Source organism: Vibrio sp. 1167 (assembly GCF_033340375.1).
Taxonomy (GTDB): Bacteria; Pseudomonadota; Gammaproteobacteria; order Enterobacterales; family Vibrionaceae; genus Vibrio; species Vibrio alginolyticus.
Window position 1 is genome coordinate 26,630 of the sequence record NZ_JAWOWK010000014.1, and the last position, 17,805, is coordinate 44,434.

The following is a 17,805-nucleotide window of genomic DNA, read 5'->3' on the forward strand; positions in this document are numbered from 1 at the left end:
CAATACTATTACGGTAGCCATTCGATTGATCTTCGACGGAGTTATTGAGCCTTTAGGCATGTAGGGTCCAGAAGAGCTTAGCGGCTTTACCACTACAATCATATTCATTTGCTTGCATTAAGCTGAAGTTTTCTAGCTTAACTCGTGCTGAAACACTTTTGAACAAAATCTTTTTAGATCATCGACGAACCTGCTCATTCGATATGAACTTCTAAAGCATATGTCGTGAGGAAAATGCACCTTCTATGATTAATTTTAAACATAGAAGATAATTACAAGTAACTTTTAAGTGGCTTGAAAGTTTATTTAAATTGAGGTAATATAATTCGAAAGGTATACAATTGAATTAGAAATCACTTCTGTTTCACTTCTATTTCTTTTGTTCGGTTTTAGTTTGACCTCTAGGGGTGTTATATGACTATTGAATTACTTATTAGGTTTAAAAACGAAGATTTGTCTAACGCTACGTTAATTGCAGATAAGCTAGGAGTATCTATCGAGGATGCACTAAATGTATCTCTTAAAAATCAGGTGAAATTTTTAGATAAAAAGGAAGATGAGGATAAAAAAATGGAACAAAGTAGATTAATGAACAGCGCATTGCATAATGCATTTATGTTAGAGGAAGGGAGCGAGTTCTCTCTTACTGATTTACTTGGTGATGCATGGTCTCAGGTGGAGAGTCCTCGTGCATTTGGCCGCTACTTCAGGAAAGAGCTTGAGTCATTAGAAATTGGCATTTTATCGCATAAAACAATTGAGAATAAAGCTATTTATAAGCGAACAGATAAAGGTGTAAAACCAGATTTAAATTAAGAGCAGTTGTATGTGCTCACACGTCGATTATGCTGAGCTATTAATGATACTGCACACTCACGTAAGCGACTTTTTCCATACTTTTAATAATTCATGCTTTGCTAAATTAGCCTTTTCGCTAAAACGAAATTGTCCCGAAGCGACTTACCAATCCAATTAAAATTTCACTCTCACCGCATAACTATTATTAACGTCACATGAGTTATATTTGGGTAAATTACGACTGATTGAAATCGCAAATTTGTTAGACGAAACCAATAATGGGGCAAAAACGTTTTAGAAATGGCAGCGTACCGATGCGATCGCTGCCATTTTAGTATGATAGTTTAATACTTGGTATACAAACTTTATTCTACTCACACAACTGCAACCTGATAGGCTCACTGCTAGAACGCTAGCAGCTACGGAAAGTTTTACTTTCTTCAAATTTTTATTCCTTTTAAAAAAAGAGGAGCGTCCCTGATTGGATACTCCTCGTTGATAAGCTTAACAATTTTGAATCAATTTCCAAAACATTGTTGAATGTTGATGAGTAACATGTTTTTTGCCATCAACGAAAAGAGAGTGGTGTTTCTCTAACTCTCGAACCATGTTTAACTGGTTTTCAAGCTCCTGTTTCGTTTTGGTGTTTAGAAGTTGCTCAACATCTTTGCTCTTTGGGTTGTTGAGGCGGTGAGCTATCCACGCTGTCATGTAATCGCTATAGCTATTCTCACTAGTTTGGAAGTGGTCTAGTCCCTGAGTTGACAATAGGCACCCTACCCCAAACTCTCGCCCTTCTTTGAGTATTTTTCGCAAGCTCGGAAAGTTATTCGCCATGAAGTTGTCCGCCTCGTCTACGAGCACTAGTTTTTTCAACGCTCGATTCTGACCAATTGGGCTTGGTTTTGGGGCTAGATGCATTTGTGTGTAGAACTGGTCTAAAAGTACCGCAACGATGAGATTTTGTAAGTTTGGAACAATACCACCCAATGTCACGACTACAACATTCCCATCAAGGAGATCATAGAGCGTTTTACACTTTCTTCCGTTGCTCTCAAATATCTCGAAGTCATACAGGTCAGAAAGCGCAGAGGTAAGGGAATCTTGAGGAATCTTACGCTGACCATTATAAACTGCGATAACGTCCCTCAGAGTCGGTGGAGTGTTGCTATAGGTACTGACATCACCATTGTCTATGTTTTTGTTCTCGTAGGCTGCGAGGATGCAGTTCTTTAGCATTTGCTCCTGCTTTACTCCCAAACGGAAAACTTTGCTCAATGTGGAGATGAAGACCTTAGCATTGTTCATTAACGCTAAGCGGTGGTCTGAGTGTAAAGCAAACGGGTTAATCGGTAGATTGTTCGCTTCTAACACGGTTGCACCTGTTGCGTTAACGAACTCATCATCAACGTAGTCTGACTTGTAATCAAAGATAAGGATGCCAAGTGACTCGCCACCGGTGTTGAGTTCTTTCTGTCTTCGAAGCTGCGTGACGATACTTTTCACCGTCTGCGTCTTACCGGTTCCCATTGTACCGGCGACAGCAAGGTTAGGGTTTAAGTACAAACTGGTATCCGTTGGACACCAAAGCATATTCTCACCCGTTTCCTTTGATTGCCCCACCACGATAGCCATTTCCTTGTTCGGTGCATTGTTTGATGAGCTGACCAAAAGAGAGGACTTTTCATCAGGCTTAGTGCTCTTAGCCTGGTTCTCGCTATCCGAAGCTGGTTTGTTAGAAGCTGCGCGGTTTGAATTTGATTGTTCCGGTTGGACGCTGTGAGTTTCTGCAGCGAGGTTGCTTTCTGCTGACTGTGCAGGTTCGACTGGCTGTTTAGGTTTTGATTTGGCTTTTTTGCCCTTCACTTGGTAAGACTCAGGAATGAGGTTGTCAGACATACACTTCGCGGGTTTATGGCGCTTGAGTGTGAATGCCAGGCTCTTATTCAAAGCATCGTACAGCGTATCAGACAAAATGAGCTTCTTCTTCGCCCTGGTTACAGCAACATAAATCAGATTCAATTCATCTTCAGCAAGTGGCTGTCCATCACCGAACGCAGCTTCAACGGCACTAAAGTCATCAGCCAACATCACCACATCAGATTCCAAGCCTTTACTTCCATGTGCGGTGCATAATTTCACAAACGCTTTGTCAGGAATAATATCGAGCGTCCATCTTAATGCCATTATTAGATCCATGAACTTTTCACGGTCTTCTTTAAACCACTCGATAATTACCTTTGTTTCCAAATCGCGCTGTTCGGCAATTAGCTTGTCAATGTTGTCGTACTTTTTATAAAATCCTATACCTTCTCCATTTTGTGAAATGTTCAAAATGGACTCTGCTTTCATTAATGTAAAGCTGGCTTTGTTGTCCGTAACAAACACCGTTGGAATCTTAGATTTATAGCAATCAATCAGAATATCCAATAAGTGAATATTGGTGTGTGCAATGTACAACATATTGTCAGAGTCATCATAGTCGGAGCCTTTTATAATCTCCGTATCAAACCCTCTACCCGTAATTTTTACGCTAGTATCGTAGTGTTTTAATATCTTGCTGGCTAAGTCTGCTAAATCTTGTCCATATCGAAATGAAACAGATAATGGAAATGACTCACACGGAATCACAGTCATTGCATTAACGCCGCCTTTGAACTGATATATATTTTGGTATTTATCACCGACAAATACTTTCTGAATCTTTTGAGACATTATTACGTTGACAAGAACTGGCGGTGCATCTTGTGTCTCATCAAACATAACATAGTCATAGTTAATAACTGGCTTTGAAAGCTGCCAATATTTAACGTATCCATCATGTGAGCAATAACACTCATTGCTCGTATCAAACATCGACTTTAGCAATAAGTTAGCGTGATTAACCAAGTACAATACAGCTACTTGCTTTTGGTTCGCTTTTATTGCCTTGCTGTTAACTTTACTGGTGATTAGTTTTTTAGCTTTTTCAGTAAGATGTAGCTCTGTTAGTTCAAGTGATGCGGTCTGAATAAAACAATCGCAGATATCAATTAATACACGCCAATTCTTTTTCATGTCGAGTGCATTGAATAATGGATTGTCCAAATTGAACTCTGAATGGTCTAGTACCATTTTCATGTTAGGTTTCAAATTAACTTTTCTTAAAAAGCCTGTTTTTACTTCCTTACTGAACGTTGATAAAGCATAAGAGTGAGATGTATATATGTGAACATGAGTGCCAACAAACAAACTTCTAGCTTCACGCTCAAGAGATTTGTTATAGCAAAGGTAAATGCCCATCTTATTTTTTTGATATTTCTCGACAGCTCTTAGGAATGTACTTTTCCCTGAGCCAGCATAAGCGAATCCCTTAACATCTTCTTTCGCTTCAATTGCATCCATTAAAGCATTCATTTCATCTGTTAAATCATGTTCGCCAATTGTTCTCACTTTTATTTCCATCAACTACATCCTATTTTTTCAATGACTCTTTAATCGCTTTGATAGAACGATTTGTTTTCTCAACACGATGTTTAATTTCTATTGTCTTGATTTTTTGCTTAGAACGTTTGGAAGCCCAAACGACTGCATTATGAGCTTTGCCTAAATGCTTTAATTGGTAACGGATTTCTGATAGAGCATCTTCCATTCTTGTTATAAGAAGAAGCTCCCATTCTTGAGCCTTACCAAATTGTGATGCCTTATATTTACCGCTTTCAGGTACAGCAATAGACTTTATTAACCGTAGAGTTTTATTTCCATTCTTAACAAACCGAACTTCATGCCAACGAACACGGAAACTAAACCCTACAAACTCGACTCGCATTTCATAATTTGTTGACTCAATGTTTCTCTTATCTGAATAGTCCCTATTGAACTCTCTCTCTGCTATAGCCCTTCGCCAAACACCTTGAATCGCTTCTGTCTTTTTATACAAGCCATCTATTTCTTCGTAGATAGCATCGACTATCGCTTGCATGTAATCTCCAATACCAGTGATCATGATATAAGTTGATTTCATCAAATCATACCATAACAAATGTAGTAACCAAAAAGGTAGGTTTTTGGCACTATAAGATACATAGCCAAAAAAGCTGGTTTTTGGCTCTAGGGTAAATCGCTTGCCAAAGTGAAGACTTTTATGGAGGTTTTTGGCTCTATGTGAACGATCTTGTGATTTCTAATTATGAATACTGTACTATGGTGCTGTTCTATTTTTTCTTATGCGCTCTATGTTTTGGAAGTTATATTTATTTGTTACTATATCAGTAAATGGAGGTGGTTATGAAAGACAGGTCAATCAACATATTATGGAAAATTGGGGACATTACCGTTTTCATAATTATATTCGCAATTCTTTCTTTTGGATATATAAATTATGGATTTGGTTTGTTTGACGCTTTTATAGGTGTTTGTTGTTACCTTGTTTATAGAGCATATTTTGTTGAAGTAGATAAGAGTGTGGTTTTTAATAAGAGTGTTGGCACTTATGATGATGCGCCAATTAAAATTCGACGTTAGGAGTTAGTTTATGTTTTTGTGTATTGCTATATCGTTTTTTGTCTACATTATATATAAGCTCATTAAAGGTGATATTCAATGTGTTTATGGTTCAGTCTTAGGTAATTCTAGTCCTAGTTATCCTGATGTGAAATTCAAAGGTGATGCAACTATAGATAAGGATGGTTTTAACACTATTAAAAACAAATATGATGAAAGCTTATAAAAAAACCTCGGAAATATCCGAGGTTTTTTCTTTTCTATCGAGGTATGTCATCGACCCCTACTGGATTATAGTTGTCATCTATTGACTGTAATCTTTCAAGTTCATTTCTACTATTTTCATCTCTCCTTTCTTCTTTTTCTATTTCTTCCTGTCTGTCATTTGCTATTTTTTCGTAGTGGGGATAATTGGTACTGTATTCAGGCGCACTATCATTGCCCTGTCTAAACGGTTCGTTGTTTGAGTTTAAATTATCACTCACTATAGGTGAACTATTTTCGCCTATAGTACTTTCCTCCGATTGGTTTCCATTCTCATCAACTAGAGGGGAAATAATTTCGTTATCGCTAGTCTGTGATGTTGAGGTGTGATTATCATCTTCAGATTGTTCAGGTTCTTTAGGTACAATTGGCGTATTAGATTCATTTTCGTATGTGAATAGATTAGCCATTTCTCCACTAACATCATCAATAAACCCACTAACTGTTTCATTTAATTGCTGTGGGTTATCTAACGCTTCACTGCTGTCCAAATATTCATTTAGTGCATTGAACTTTTCAGAAATAACCTCAGTCGCTTCTGTCTCTGCTTGTCCTACTGGTGATTCATAAAAGGCAGCTCTCATTGTGTTATATGCATTCGATACGGCTTCTTTTGCATTATCTACCTGTTCAGATATTGGGTTTGCAACGTGTCCAACTTTCTGTGAAATATCGTCAAATAAACCGTCAGATAGCATGCTAGCAATTGAGTCCTTTATATTCTCTTGTGTATGTTCTAGAGGAACAATATTGGTATCATCGTCAATTCCTAGCCTTTGCTTCATATCATCAACTTTGTCTTGATACTGTTTAAATTGGTCACTGTTGAAAAAGTCATCCCCAAATTGTTCAACGTCATTAGCATTCTTGGTGAAATTACCCATCAAGTTAGCTCTATTTCCTGATAGCGGATCATTTTCATCGACATTAAGACTATCTGGTACTACACCTTGCGTTGGAGCAACAATTGGTTGCCTATCCAAATCACCATATTTTGGATTATTCGGTAGTCCTTCAGATATATTTGGATTGACTCCATTGGTTCTGATTTCTTCTGGTGTAGATGGTTGTTGTCCGTGATATTGACTAAGAACAGCTTGGTTATCTTCCATATTTCCTAGTTCGTTATTCGTTACCATAAACGCTGCTAGTTTGGCGCTGTCAGAGTCTAAATCTGTACCATTTACGCCACCATCCATTTCCTGATAGTTCTGAGAAAATCTTCTTAACCACTCAGGGTTATCTCTGTTTTCGTTAATCTGTTTATCGAGGCTACGTTGAACATTTTCGTCTTGTCCAATCATGGCTAGTCCCATTCTTACGTCGTCGTTCATGATTGACGCTGTATCTGTAGCACTCACTGCATTTTGGTATTGGTCAGTGCTGGCTTCTACCTCTTGTCTAGCTTGCGATACTCTCTCTGCTCGTGAGTCCATTTCACTGTTATTTGTGGTAACAGACTCGCCATTTTCGTAGGCTGCATTTTTCGCTTCATCGAACTTAGCTTGTAGGGCAATACCCTTTTCACCTGATGTCGCGTCTTGATATGCTTTGGCTACATTTGACGATAGAGATTCTGCAAATTGCTCAGCCGTTTTCCCACCAGTGCCAACTAATTGGAGTCCGGCAGACATAGCCTGAATGAAGTCATTCTTTTCTTGTCCTTGTAGACCATATGAGTCAGCAAGAGATGTGAGGTGTTTCTCAGCGAAGTTTTGCATGGTGCTTGAGCCGGAATTAATAGACTGACCTGCCTTTAGTATCTCGTTAGTGCTGAAAGCATTACCGTTCGAATTGGTTAGGGCATTCTCGACTGCTTGCTGGTAATTCGCTTGTGCTGTTTGCATCCTAGTTTGGGCATCCGATACAGAACTTGAGTTCGCCAAATTTCTTGAAATGTTGCCGACACGCGATTCCGCGCTCTGAGTCATGGTGTTTCCATACGCATCACGAGTACCGCTGTTTAATGATCCCCAATCTTCAATAGCGCCACCCTGTTTCGATATTTCCGGTGTGGCATCTGTGTCTTTAGCGGTTGCTGCTGCACCTTTCATTGCTCCCATCATCGCCATGCCAGAGCCGGTAACGAGCGACATAGCCATAGCCGGTACGATAGTAGCCGCAATCATTCCCCCTAAACCTAAGAGATCTTTTGCTTGCTCAAATATTGCTTGTATCCATTCAATTGAGCCAGTTTCATATTGCAATCCTATCTCTGTGACTGCTCTAGCCATCTGCCCCATAACAACACTCTGAGCGACAACCAGTAGCATCGGGATTAATTGAATGACCGCAAGCATCTGTAGGAATAGAAGTAGCGTCTTGGAGCCTACAGAGCCACATAGCGCCATCAAGCCAATGAACGGTGTGAGGGCGTATAGCAAACATTCCATTATGGCAATGAACTTGTTTACGATTTGTACCCACATCTCTCCTTGGATGATCCAGCCGTAGTTTCTCTGTTCTACGGAGCTTTGTAGGTTTTCTGCGTAGTCGGAAGCATTGTTTTTGTAGTAGAACGATAGCTCACCTTCTTCAGCGAGTTTGCTTGCCATCATCGTCTTCATCAGATTACGATTCATAGCAGCATCAGCGCCAATTGAAGCGAGGACATCACTAGTAACGCTCTCTACGTCCTCGCCAGTACGTACCCCCATTCTTTCGTTGAAGTGGGCATACATGGTGCTGAAATCACCAGAGTTGATCATGGTGATAATTTTTGCGTATGCGTCCCTACAGGCTTGTTCTTCGATAACTCCGCTTGAGCGCACTAAAAATGTTGCGAATGACGATGAATTGAACTGAATGTTAGTAAAAAAGTCCCCTTCTTTCATGGTTCGAGTCAAACCATCTCGCTTTGCTTTAACCATCGCACAGTCACGCATGTAATTGTGGAAACTAGGACAAAATCTATAGCCGGATAATACAGAGTTACCATCCCCCTGCCGGACAGGACTTATACGCGATATCTCTATATGCAGCCAATGCTTTTAAGGGGCTTAGATAGCCCCTCTCCGTAACACGTTCCTGCGGGTTGGTACTGCCGAATGCGGTTTCAGTCAGTTCAGCTAGCTCTAACCCAATATTACTGATTAGCGAAGCTGGTACAGCGATGGCAATAGGAATGTTGTCTATGGTGGTGGTAGTGCCATCATATCTATTCTCAATGCCGACTGTACCCAATGTATTGAATCCAGCAACGTATATGAAAAACGCCGCTAGTAGTCGTGGTATGGGTAACTCCTGCTTTCCATCTGACACTGAAGAAAGCATAGCGATAACGAACACTAACAAAGCAACAGCCGCCGCTGCTGCTTTGTAAGTTGAGTTAGCCGATATTGCACCAACAGCGTTAAAAACGGTTTGAAGTGTTACCACATCCCCAAAGCTTACAATGTTCCAAACCATAATTACTTACCTGTCAGTGTATTGGTTTCACCTTCACCAAAGTTGACACTATCAAGCTTCGCTTTGATATCTTGGAAATCAGAGTCTTTAGATAGAAGGTTATATTCTTCCAGATAGTACTTAGAGCTATCTAGGAGCACCTTTTCAGCTTGCGTTTTCGCTGATTCTTGACTGTCAGTAGTGAAAAGGTTTTTAAGAGCAGCTTGTGTAACTTGGATGTAGGACGTTACTTGCATGTATGCGAGGTCAAGAGCCAAACGCTCCGCACAGGTATTGGCTATGTAAGTACCAACCGTAGCCACTGTGCCGTTAACCGCGGCTTGGTAGATTTTTTGATTACAAAGCTGACCAATCATCGTTGGGAACTTGAGAGTTTGTTTTGCGTTAGTACTCCACTCAGTGTCATTTTGGTAGGCAACAATGACACCATCGCTTCCAAGCAAGGCATCATATACACGCTCACGTAACCCTTTGATAGTGACAGATTTAGATGGTGCAAGCGGTGCATTTAGACAGCCGTTTTTATCCGATGTATCACAGTCATAAATTTTGAATGTGCCACCGTCTATTAAGTCGATTAGTCTAATGGTACGTCCCTGGTACACCGTAGGCTTAGGATCTGATTCTGGATCGCTACTTCCGTTTTTGATTACTACTGTACCAATCATGGTCATAAGTAACTCTAGGAACTCGTCATCTCCACCGTATAGGCTATGAACTTCGCTTTCCTTCATCGCTTTCCATGTCGCATTGATAGTGATTTTTTCTTTCGTGGTTGTAGGATCAGCTGTAGCCAAAACTTTAGATGGAGAGCGACCAGCTTCATTAGCCCATCCCCATGCTTCGTTTAGGTCTTCCCATTGACCGCTGTTGACACCGAGAGTCTTCGCTGATGTATCGGCTTTTGCCGTTGTCGCAAAGTCTATTCCCGCATTAACAATGCCTTGCGCCGCTTGGCAGCTATCAATATTCATGTCGTTGACAAACTGCGCTGTTTTTTCCAGAGAAGTCATGATCTGTTCACAGGTTGGACACGCTGATTGCAAAGCCAGTTTTACACCATATCCAAGAGCATTTGCGCCAATTGCCTGAAATGTTTGAATAAATTCATCTTTGTTAATGAACGAGAAGCTACCGCCATACAGATTTATCCCACCACACCCTGCGGATACTGATGGCGCGGTTGCAGATACTAAGTTTGAGCGTTTGATAGGAGCTTTCATAAACAAGCTACCACCGGATATCACGCCTCGACGAGCAGTGTTATAGGCATTAGGATCTGTTGTGTTGGTTAGCATATTGAAGGTATCGCGCATTTGGTCATCTAAGCTTGCAGTAGCAAGTGGTGTATTTAATAAGCCGACCATAAACAAGCTGCCCGTTAATAGATTTAGTTTCATTACAGTAATCTCCTTGTTTATTGCGCTGATAAGCTTTGTTGATAAAGTTTTTGAAATTCTTGTGGGGCATTCTCAGGAACTTGAAGTCCACCGGTTACGTAGCCATTTGGATCAACATACAGACCGCTTGGTTTGGTTAATTGGTACTGTTGTTCGTCAATCAGACCTGAACGCAATGCAGCAAACAAAATGCGATCCTTTAGGTCGGTTATGGAGTGCATCCCCTGACCTACTAGTTCAATTGCTCTGGTGTTTGGGTTGAACAGGTACGTAGCGGGTAGGACTTGAATACCTAGTGATTGGGCTTGTGTTGTGTTGACTTCAAAGGCTTCACCAAGAACGGTTGGTGGAGGTGTGCCATCCATTGAAACAGGGAATACAGTGAAGCCAAATTCCGACTGTAACTGTGCCACTAGCTCTGCTTGCTGTTCACTGAATACATCTTCACTACGGTAGAAGAAATATAAGCCGGACTCGTTACCCATTTCCTCTAGTAGCGCATGCTTATTTTGAGATGCTTGTACATTCATAGTCTTCATCCCAAAGTTAGCGATTGGGCGAGATGAGGTTTGGTCAAGGAACGGTTCAGCCATTACCGCTTTTTGTCGTTCCATACCAAACGCAACGGCGCGATCACGCATAAACTTTTCTAAATACAGATAAGTTCGCATTGCCTCCTGGTCATATGGATTGTTCATCGCGGCATCAGCATATTTTTGAAAATTCTCTCTAAACCATGCGCTTGATAGTGGCTGTTCTTCTGGCTTGGTTTTGGCTGGCTTGGGTGTAGGTTGCGGTTGTTCCTGCTTTAGTTTTTCTAGGAACTTTTCTTTCTCATCTTGCGGTAGTTGTTCATACCAATACCAACCTCTTTCACTATCTGCGAAGTATTTGTTATCGCTGCCACTTTCGTTAGCTAATGTTTGTTTCTTGGTTTGCGTTGGTTGGTTTTGCGCGTGAGCAAAACTGGAAATGACTACACCTACAGCTATAGGTAGTAAGAGTTTGTTCATTTAATAATCCCTTAGTCTTAATTCGACGGAATGTGTTTCATCTCTTATTGACTCACACTTTTCGAATTTCCAAAGTCAGCGAGAAATGAGGCTAGATTGCGTTGCGGGTATTATTAGAACAGTGTGATAAGCGAACAACTTAACAATGTTAAGACGTTTGGTGTTGGGTGTCGGGTAGTAGGTGTTCAGAGGGAAATGTATCAAAGGAGTAAGTGTGTTTAGGTATAAGTTAAAGACATCCCACACGCCTTTGGCGTGTGGGTTATCTCAATTAAATTTCTGTTGAACCAACAAATTGATCACCAAGTAGAGCATCTGCCCCGCAATATTCCCACTGCTGAGGGAATAGCTGCGATAGGCTGACTAGAACATCGTGTGTCCAGCCACTCATTGGCGCATTATAGCTAGCTAACAGTTGACCCTCTAAGCTCACAATTAACAACCGGTTGAACCGGTTCGGCGTGAGAATATCAGGCTCTTGTTGAGATTGAATATCTGTAATGAAACGAATCATTAGCAAGCCCCCTTCCATATTTGTGTATGGTGATGAGGAAATTTGCTTGTGCCGTGTTCAACTAAGACATCATTCCAATCAATAGATTTAACTCCGGTTGGGATATCCCAGGTCGGATACATAATCACGACCCATTCATCGCTATCTTCTAGGCGTTCTGCAAGCCCCATAGCAGCATCTAATCCAGCTTCTACGGTTTTGCCATGAACAACACGTTTAGTGTCTTTATCAGCCCAAACAAAGATGTACTTGACCCCTTTAGGTGGCTGAAAGCTTTCCAAGATAGTTGATGATATACACGCCCATACGGGTTCATTTTGACAACCTCTGTCAGCAAGCATTTGCTTTACTGACAATGCTGTTTCTATACCTTCAGTTACGTGCAGGATTTCTCCATTGATTTCTGCCAAGTGTATTGCGCTTCCCGTTAAAGGACGAGACTCACATCGAGACATCAGTTTTTTAGCATTAACCTCGATACCTTCCACAGCCATCTTTAGCTTATTGCCTTGATGATCCAAGAAGGTTCGATGAATTGTTGCTGCCTTACCATCGGGATAAGTGACCAGCGAAACGAGAGCTGGAAACTTGCCAATGAAAAGGTTCTTCTTAATGCCGTTGACTTTACGTGTTTCATACAAGGGCATTGCAGGGTTAAAGCGCATAGTTTTACTTAAACCATAGAGGTTTAGCTTTTTTAAGTCTAAGCCTCTACGAGACAAGTAAATCCGAGCTAGCTTGGCTTCCGGTGCAGTCAAGTCATATGCGGTTTGCCATGCTTTTCGCAATGAATACCGGCATTTTCTGAGATGACTGGCATCCACTTTTGGTTGTGGCTGTGTTTGTTGTGTTTGGATACTAGCACCCTTCCACTCCTTGCCACTAAGACCAAGATAGTCTGCAACTTCATTTAGAACGTACTGAAAATCTCGATCTAAAACCCACATAAGTAGGTCAAAACCATTGCGAAATACACCGTGTTGGTTTGAAACCCCACCGCCAGTTTCCTTTGCATCTTTAAAAAGTCTAAATCCATCAGTACCACCATTTATTGGACAAGGTACGTGGTTCTCAACGTTTTTTGTTGCTTCGGAAAGACTTGGCGCGACAGCCTCAAGAACCTCTAACCAGCGACCCTTTGCCGCTGCTTTTACTACAGCTACTTTAGATTGATTCATAGTGGAATCTCCCTTGTAGTAGACGGCTAAGCATTGAACGTAAAAGCTCAGCGTCTAAACCTAATGAACGGCAACAATTGCAAAATGACAGAGGATGAACATAGTCATCTTCTAGTAGCCATTTGGTTGCTTCTTGCCGCATTAACTTGGATTTCCGACCATCCCGAATATCGTCAATAGCACTTTTGATCATGCCGTATTGAAGATCTTCAATCATTTGGTCAGTCCAAGTTGGATTTGAAATGTCATCTACAAGGCTTTGATTTTGCTGTGCCTGTAAATGATGTTTTTGATTGGTTGGTTGTGTAGTAATGCCTATCATGATGCTTCTCCTATAGTCCTTGAGGCTTTTCGAAGCCCGCAAGGGACAGGCAAGGCTTTGAAAAGCCCCAAGTAGAAGAAGTCGATAGAATTACTTGCCTGAACTCTCAGGTATCGGAGTGCCATATACCTGCAACGCATAAGCGATAACAGATACCTTGATAGCAATAACAATAGCGAGAGGGATAGAAATGCTCATGTAGCCTCCTGATTAACAGGGACTATCCCCATACGGGGAAATAGCCCCGTTTGGGTGTATGAGTGATAACCCATAAATTTGTGCCCAATAGTTAGACGCAAATTTATGCCCTATCACCAAATCATGACCTTTAAGCACAAGGCTTAAATTGAGTTTGGTGTGGGCGGGTATCAAATTAGAAGTGGATTGTTAAGAGTAGTATTTCCGAACAATTGGGCGTAGATAAGCACGTAAGGTGTTTATGTCATAGCCACAACTTAATGCGCAGATATCGGCACTAAATGGTTCATCACTTTCGTTCATTAACCATTCGATTGCTTCTTTCCGCATTGTGCTAGATTTGCGTCCGTCATTAATTTCATTAAGAGCTTGAATTAACATGCCCTCTTGCATCATAACGATTTCGCTTTCAGTCCATACACCATAAAACTCGGTTTGGCTCTGAACCTCTAGTGGAGTTAATAGCTGTTCCATGATGTTGTTCCTTAAAAAAGGGCAACACCATTCCCTACGGGCAGTATTGCCCGATTGGGTTGGATTAATTTTCAGTAAGCTTGGCTACGCAGTCTTTGTGACCAAAAGTGTCATTGCACCCATGATGAGTTAAAGATTCTGCTTTTTTTAGTGCGCTGTAATAAACACGTTGTTTGACCAGAAGGTATCCGGTGTCAAAGTGCCTATTGCAAGCCTCACAATTGCCATACTTATCCGAGCCGCCATTTAGCTTTCGTAACCGAAAAGCAAAACGGATTTGACTCTTTTTTGTACTCATAGTGTTTTCCTTTAAATAGTTAGAGGACAAACACTGCGCCCAGGGGCAAAAGTAATTGCCCTCTTGGGTTTGATATTAATAAGTTACCGAGTCACTAAAATATCTTTAGCTACTTTGAATAACTCTGATTTGAGTTCTCTAATGTCCTGAATGAACAGTGCGTTAGGGAAGTATTGGTAGAACGCTTGTTTGTTACTAGAAATGGTGCCAATGGCAACGCCTATAACAGTAATGCCACTTTGGGTAGCTTTACTGACCAAACGAGCAAGTTCTTCTCTTTGACCACCATTCGGATAACCATCAGTGATAATGATGATGACCTTGTGATGTTTTCTGCTGCTACATACTTTGCGTATGCAATGCCACAATGCAGAAGCGGTTGGGGTGGAATCTCCCCTACCATCTACTTTGTGGTAACGCATGGCTAGTTTGCTGACGCTTTCACCTTCGTCTAACAAGTTAAGTATGTTGCTATCGCAATCGGAGTCAGGAAACGCAGATGCACCGATGCCTACCCCATTGATTCGAGATAGAGCCTTTGCAAGAGCTAGCTGTGCTTCCCTTGCTGTGCTCATCAGATTACGAGATGTCATCGAGCCTGAGTTATCTACACAGACTTCAACAACTGTATCGATCTGAAGCTTTTTGCTTTTCTGTTTGAAAAGCCGAGCATCATTTACAGCGTAACGGTGTAAAGTTTTAGAATTCAGTTTTAAACCTGAAGACTTCGTTCTACAGCGCACTCTCATTTCATGTTCAACGATGGATTGCAGTTTTGCAGTAATCTGCGATGAAGTGCTATTCACATTTGACTCAATCCCCCAACGTATTCCGCTTATGGGATCAACGTTGATGACTTCTGGTAGCGACACTCTGGATTGCTCTGGATTGGCTTCTGCCAATACTTCGAGCGATTGAGCGAAACTACTCATATCGTCAAACGTTTCAGTTGAATCATTTGCTGCTTGTATTGCTGCTCTGATTTGCTCTGACGTTGGTTGATTTAAGTCGTGCTGACCAGAACTTGTCGAATTTGAGCTAGAGTTATTTCCTTCGCTCTCCATCGACTGTTCAGGATCTACACTGCTAGATTGTGAATTGTCCGACCCTTGCGAGTTGGATTCTTCACTTTCAGCATCATTAGCTTGCCCTGCTCCCTCATCTGTTTCATCTGAACTGTCAGGTTCATTTGATTCATCAGGAGATGCCGAGTCACCTGGATTACTTTCCTCCGGTGTTTGGCTCGAACTGTTTGGACTAGGCTCATCTGTCTCATCCGGTTCATCTTCATCAGGATCAAACTCATTGATAAGGGTATTTACCTTTACCGCTAAGTCGTAAGCATCTTTAGATGAAGATAGGTTAGGAAGTTCATTGCTTAACAAGTTATTGACTTGCATATAAAGCTTGAACCCAAGGTTGAGACAAAATGCGTCTTCAGCAGCATCTAAGTAAGGCTGTAAGTGCGTTTGCCCCCGATGATTAACACGACAAGTCATCAGTAATAATTCACAAATACAGCTTGCCGGTTCTGCGTCAGTTTGGATTGGTGGTCGGCTACCGTCATTTTGACGGTTGATCCAGATTTGGTTAATCCAGTTCTTAGTACCTACCATGCTTTCAATCATTGCATTCTCAATTCGCAAGTCTTCAAAGATATTCCAATAGTTTTGCAACGCTGCGGAACTGAAGTCACCTTGCAGGTTGAAAGAATCAAATTTGAGGTGTGCAGCTTCATGAGACACAAAGCCAAGTACCGCATCTTTGTGTTCTTTCGATTTGATATTGAAATCTGGAATGTTGATGGTTTTACCATCGGTCCACGCCTGATTACCCGATACCGTTATACGAACACCTAACTTGTCTCCAAGTCCGGCTGCGATTAATGGTAGGGAATTGTGTATAAGCTGATTTTGCTTGTTCATAGTGTTTTCCTTTACGGGCAAACACTAGACCCCAAGGGCAGTATTTGCCCTAGTGGGAGTATTTAAAGTGGATTAGTTGATTACATGCACATGAACGTATTGGCAATTATCCAGTTCGTTCAAAGTGTAACTCTCAGTGCAGTTTGCATTGATAAGTGTAAGTAGTTCGTCCAACTCGCCATTCATTTCTTTTGTCGCTATTACATCGACCAAAAAATCTGAGCAGGAGTCGTTGGTGTACTTGAATAGACGGAGTTCATCTATCCAATCTCGAACCATGTTATTTACGTTGGCGATAATGAAGAAATTTAGTTCCATTATTACGCCTCCACCATGTCTTTATGCAGCAGTAAGTGACCGCCGATAAAGCTAACTTTAATTTCGTCATACATACCTAAGCTAGCGTATGAGAGAGTGTTCTTTACAAACATCTCAAACGTTTCGCCTACTTCGTCGTTCAGTGGAATTAGACCCATGAACTCTGAATAGTAGGTATTCAGCGATAAATCGAAGTCATTTGACTTACAAAGTTGGGCATAGCTGCCTTGTCCCTCATAAGCAAATTCAGTGTAGTAGTGCAAAGCAACATAGTTGCCGAGCTTTTCAACCATGATTTCAACAGGACGGAAGCCACCTGTACTTGGGTGGTACTTTGTGTCGTTGAAGCTAATGATTGATATACCGTCCCGTTGTACATGTTCAGAAATAAACTCAATGAGCTCGTTTGGAACAGTAATCGGTAGGTTTTGTTTAAGAGTAAGCATGATGTACCTCATTGAAATAAAATGGGTACAACTACCCTACGGATGGTTGCACCCGTAGGTTTGATAGGATTCCACGTTAAGCGGAACTATTAGGTTATGTTTTAAAAGCAGATTTTGTGGTGTCGCTGCTTTCGCCGCTTGCGCGATCTATGACGATTCTCGTCCGACATCATACCGTTACCGGCAACCACTTTTTTGCCTCATCAAGAGGACTTGGTTTTGCTCCAAGTGGAGCATTTAGTGAAAGTCCAAATAGGACTCTCGGCTAAAATCTAACTTGCTTTGATTCTATAACACTCTGTTTAGTTTTCAAAATAATGTGTATCTCAATGCGTCCAAAGTCAGCATTGAGATACACACTAACGTAGGGTTAGTGTGTATCGTGCTTAGTCTAATAGAAGAAACCTTGGTGTGGACAATCATCACTTTCTGGTAACTCATCATAGATAGCATCTTGATCAAATGAGAATTTTAAGGGCAACGAAATTCGGCTATGTGCCTCATATTGCAGCTCTATTCCCAACGTTCTTAGCTCGTTTTCATCATCATACAAACAAAGATGTTCAACATCGCTTCCAAGGTTTTGCTTTGCAAGCCATGCATATGCGTCAACACCGCCAAAACGCCCATATCCGCCATATGCCCGTTCCTCGATGTGATTACCATCAGGACTCAGAAGATAAACGCTGACGCCTTTATGTTTTCCAGAGCTGATGTTTGCAATTGATTCTGATGTATCTGCTGTTTTCCAAGAGAAAAAACCCATG

16 protein-coding genes are annotated in these 17,805 nt (G+C 41.2%); 2 read left to right on the top strand and 14 right to left on the bottom strand.

Features of this window, described 5'->3' with window-relative positions:
* Positions 1 to 414: 414 nt before the first annotated feature.
* Positions 415 to 816, top strand: coding sequence for a DUF1413 domain-containing protein (locus R7Z78_RS20750; protein WP_104975178.1), 402 nt, complete (start codon positions 415 to 417; stop codon positions 814 to 816).
* Between the two features lie 486 nt (positions 817 to 1,302).
* Here the strand turns inward: R7Z78_RS20750 and R7Z78_RS20755 are convergent, their stop codons facing one another.
* Positions 1,303 to 4,242 carry a 3'-5' exonuclease gene (locus tag R7Z78_RS20755; protein WP_140301991.1) on the bottom strand — a complete coding sequence of 980 codons (2,940 nt, stop codon included), beginning with the start codon at positions 4,240 to 4,242 and terminating at the stop codon, positions 1,303 to 1,305.
* 10 nt (positions 4,243 to 4,252) lie between these two features.
* Positions 4,253 to 4,801 (bottom strand): conjugative transfer protein MobI(A/C), encoded by a 549-nt coding sequence (gene mobI / locus R7Z78_RS20760; protein WP_140301992.1) that lies wholly within the window; start codon positions 4,799 to 4,801, stop codon positions 4,253 to 4,255.
* A 263-nt stretch (positions 4,802 to 5,064) separates the two neighbouring features.
* Here mobI and R7Z78_RS20765 point away from each other — a divergent pair, with 263 nt between their 5' ends.
* Positions 5,065 to 5,301 (top strand): hypothetical protein, encoded by a 237-nt coding sequence (locus R7Z78_RS20765; RefSeq protein ID WP_140301993.1) that lies wholly within the window; start codon positions 5,065 to 5,067, stop codon positions 5,299 to 5,301.
* Between the two features lie 239 nt (positions 5,302 to 5,540).
* Here R7Z78_RS20765 and R7Z78_RS20770 read toward each other — a convergent pair whose 3' ends face one another.
* The 12 genes from R7Z78_RS20770 to R7Z78_RS20825 all read right to left on the bottom strand — a co-directional run bounded on the left by R7Z78_RS20770 (position 5,541) and on the right by R7Z78_RS20825 (position 17,804).
* The gene (locus tag R7Z78_RS20770; RefSeq protein WP_318116996.1) at positions 5,541 to 8,525 is read right to left on the bottom strand and encodes a conjugal transfer protein TraG N-terminal domain-containing protein; all 2,985 of its coding nucleotides are present in this window, start codon (positions 8,523 to 8,525) and stop codon (positions 5,541 to 5,543) included.
* The gene (locus R7Z78_RS20775; RefSeq protein WP_169643956.1) at positions 8,476 to 8,952 is read right to left on the bottom strand and encodes a conjugal transfer protein TraG N-terminal domain-containing protein; all 477 of its coding nucleotides are present in this window, start codon (positions 8,950 to 8,952) and stop codon (positions 8,476 to 8,478) included. The genes R7Z78_RS20770 and R7Z78_RS20775 overlap by 50 nt, the downstream gene beginning before the upstream one ends.
* 2 nt (positions 8,953 to 8,954) lie before the next feature.
* Positions 8,955 to 10,352 carry a conjugal transfer protein TraH gene (locus tag R7Z78_RS20780; protein ID WP_025624991.1) on the bottom strand — a complete coding sequence of 466 codons (1,398 nt, stop codon included), beginning with the start codon at positions 10,350 to 10,352 and terminating at the stop codon, positions 8,955 to 8,957.
* A 17-nt stretch (positions 10,353 to 10,369) separates the two neighbouring features.
* A complete protein-coding gene (traF, locus tag R7Z78_RS20785; protein ID WP_025624992.1) occupies positions 10,370 to 11,365 on the bottom strand; it encodes a conjugal transfer protein TraF in 996 nt (331 codons plus the stop codon).
* 271 nt (positions 11,366 to 11,636) lie between these two features.
* The gene (locus R7Z78_RS20790; protein WP_025624993.1) at positions 11,637 to 11,879 is read right to left on the bottom strand and encodes a hypothetical protein; all 243 of its coding nucleotides are present in this window, start codon (positions 11,877 to 11,879) and stop codon (positions 11,637 to 11,639) included.
* Positions 11,879 to 13,057 carry a toprim domain-containing protein gene (locus R7Z78_RS20795; RefSeq protein ID WP_140301902.1) on the bottom strand — a complete coding sequence of 393 codons (1,179 nt, stop codon included), beginning with the start codon at positions 13,055 to 13,057 and terminating at the stop codon, positions 11,879 to 11,881. Before R7Z78_RS20795 ends, R7Z78_RS20790 begins: the two co-directional genes overlap by 1 nt.
* Positions 13,044 to 13,379, bottom strand: a complete 336-nt coding sequence (locus R7Z78_RS20800) for a hypothetical protein (RefSeq protein ID WP_025624995.1) — start codon at positions 13,377 to 13,379, stop codon at positions 13,044 to 13,046. Before R7Z78_RS20800 ends, R7Z78_RS20795 begins: the two co-directional genes overlap by 14 nt.
* Positions 13,380 to 13,766: 387 nt before the next feature.
* Entirely contained in the window at positions 13,767 to 14,051 is a 285-nt protein-coding gene (locus tag R7Z78_RS20805; protein ID WP_140301903.1) for a hypothetical protein, read from the bottom strand.
* A gap of 381 nt (positions 14,052 to 14,432) precedes the next feature.
* On the bottom strand, positions 14,433 to 16,274 hold the full coding sequence (locus tag R7Z78_RS20810) for a VWA domain-containing protein (protein ID WP_169643958.1): 1,842 nt from the start codon (positions 16,272 to 16,274) through the stop codon (positions 14,433 to 14,435).
* A gap of 72 nt (positions 16,275 to 16,346) precedes the next feature.
* Positions 16,347 to 16,592, bottom strand: a complete 246-nt coding sequence (locus R7Z78_RS20815) for a hypothetical protein (protein ID WP_025624734.1) — start codon at positions 16,590 to 16,592, stop codon at positions 16,347 to 16,349.
* 2 nt (positions 16,593 to 16,594) lie between these two features.
* Positions 16,595 to 17,038 carry a DUF2787 family protein gene (locus R7Z78_RS20820; RefSeq protein ID WP_169643960.1) on the bottom strand — a complete coding sequence of 148 codons (444 nt, stop codon included), beginning with the start codon at positions 17,036 to 17,038 and terminating at the stop codon, positions 16,595 to 16,597.
* Between the two features lie 391 nt (positions 17,039 to 17,429).
* On the bottom strand, positions 17,430 to 17,804 hold the full coding sequence (locus R7Z78_RS20825; RefSeq protein ID WP_140301906.1) for a hypothetical protein: 375 nt from the start codon (positions 17,802 to 17,804) through the stop codon (positions 17,430 to 17,432).
* Between the last annotated feature and the right edge of the window lies 1 nt (position 17,805).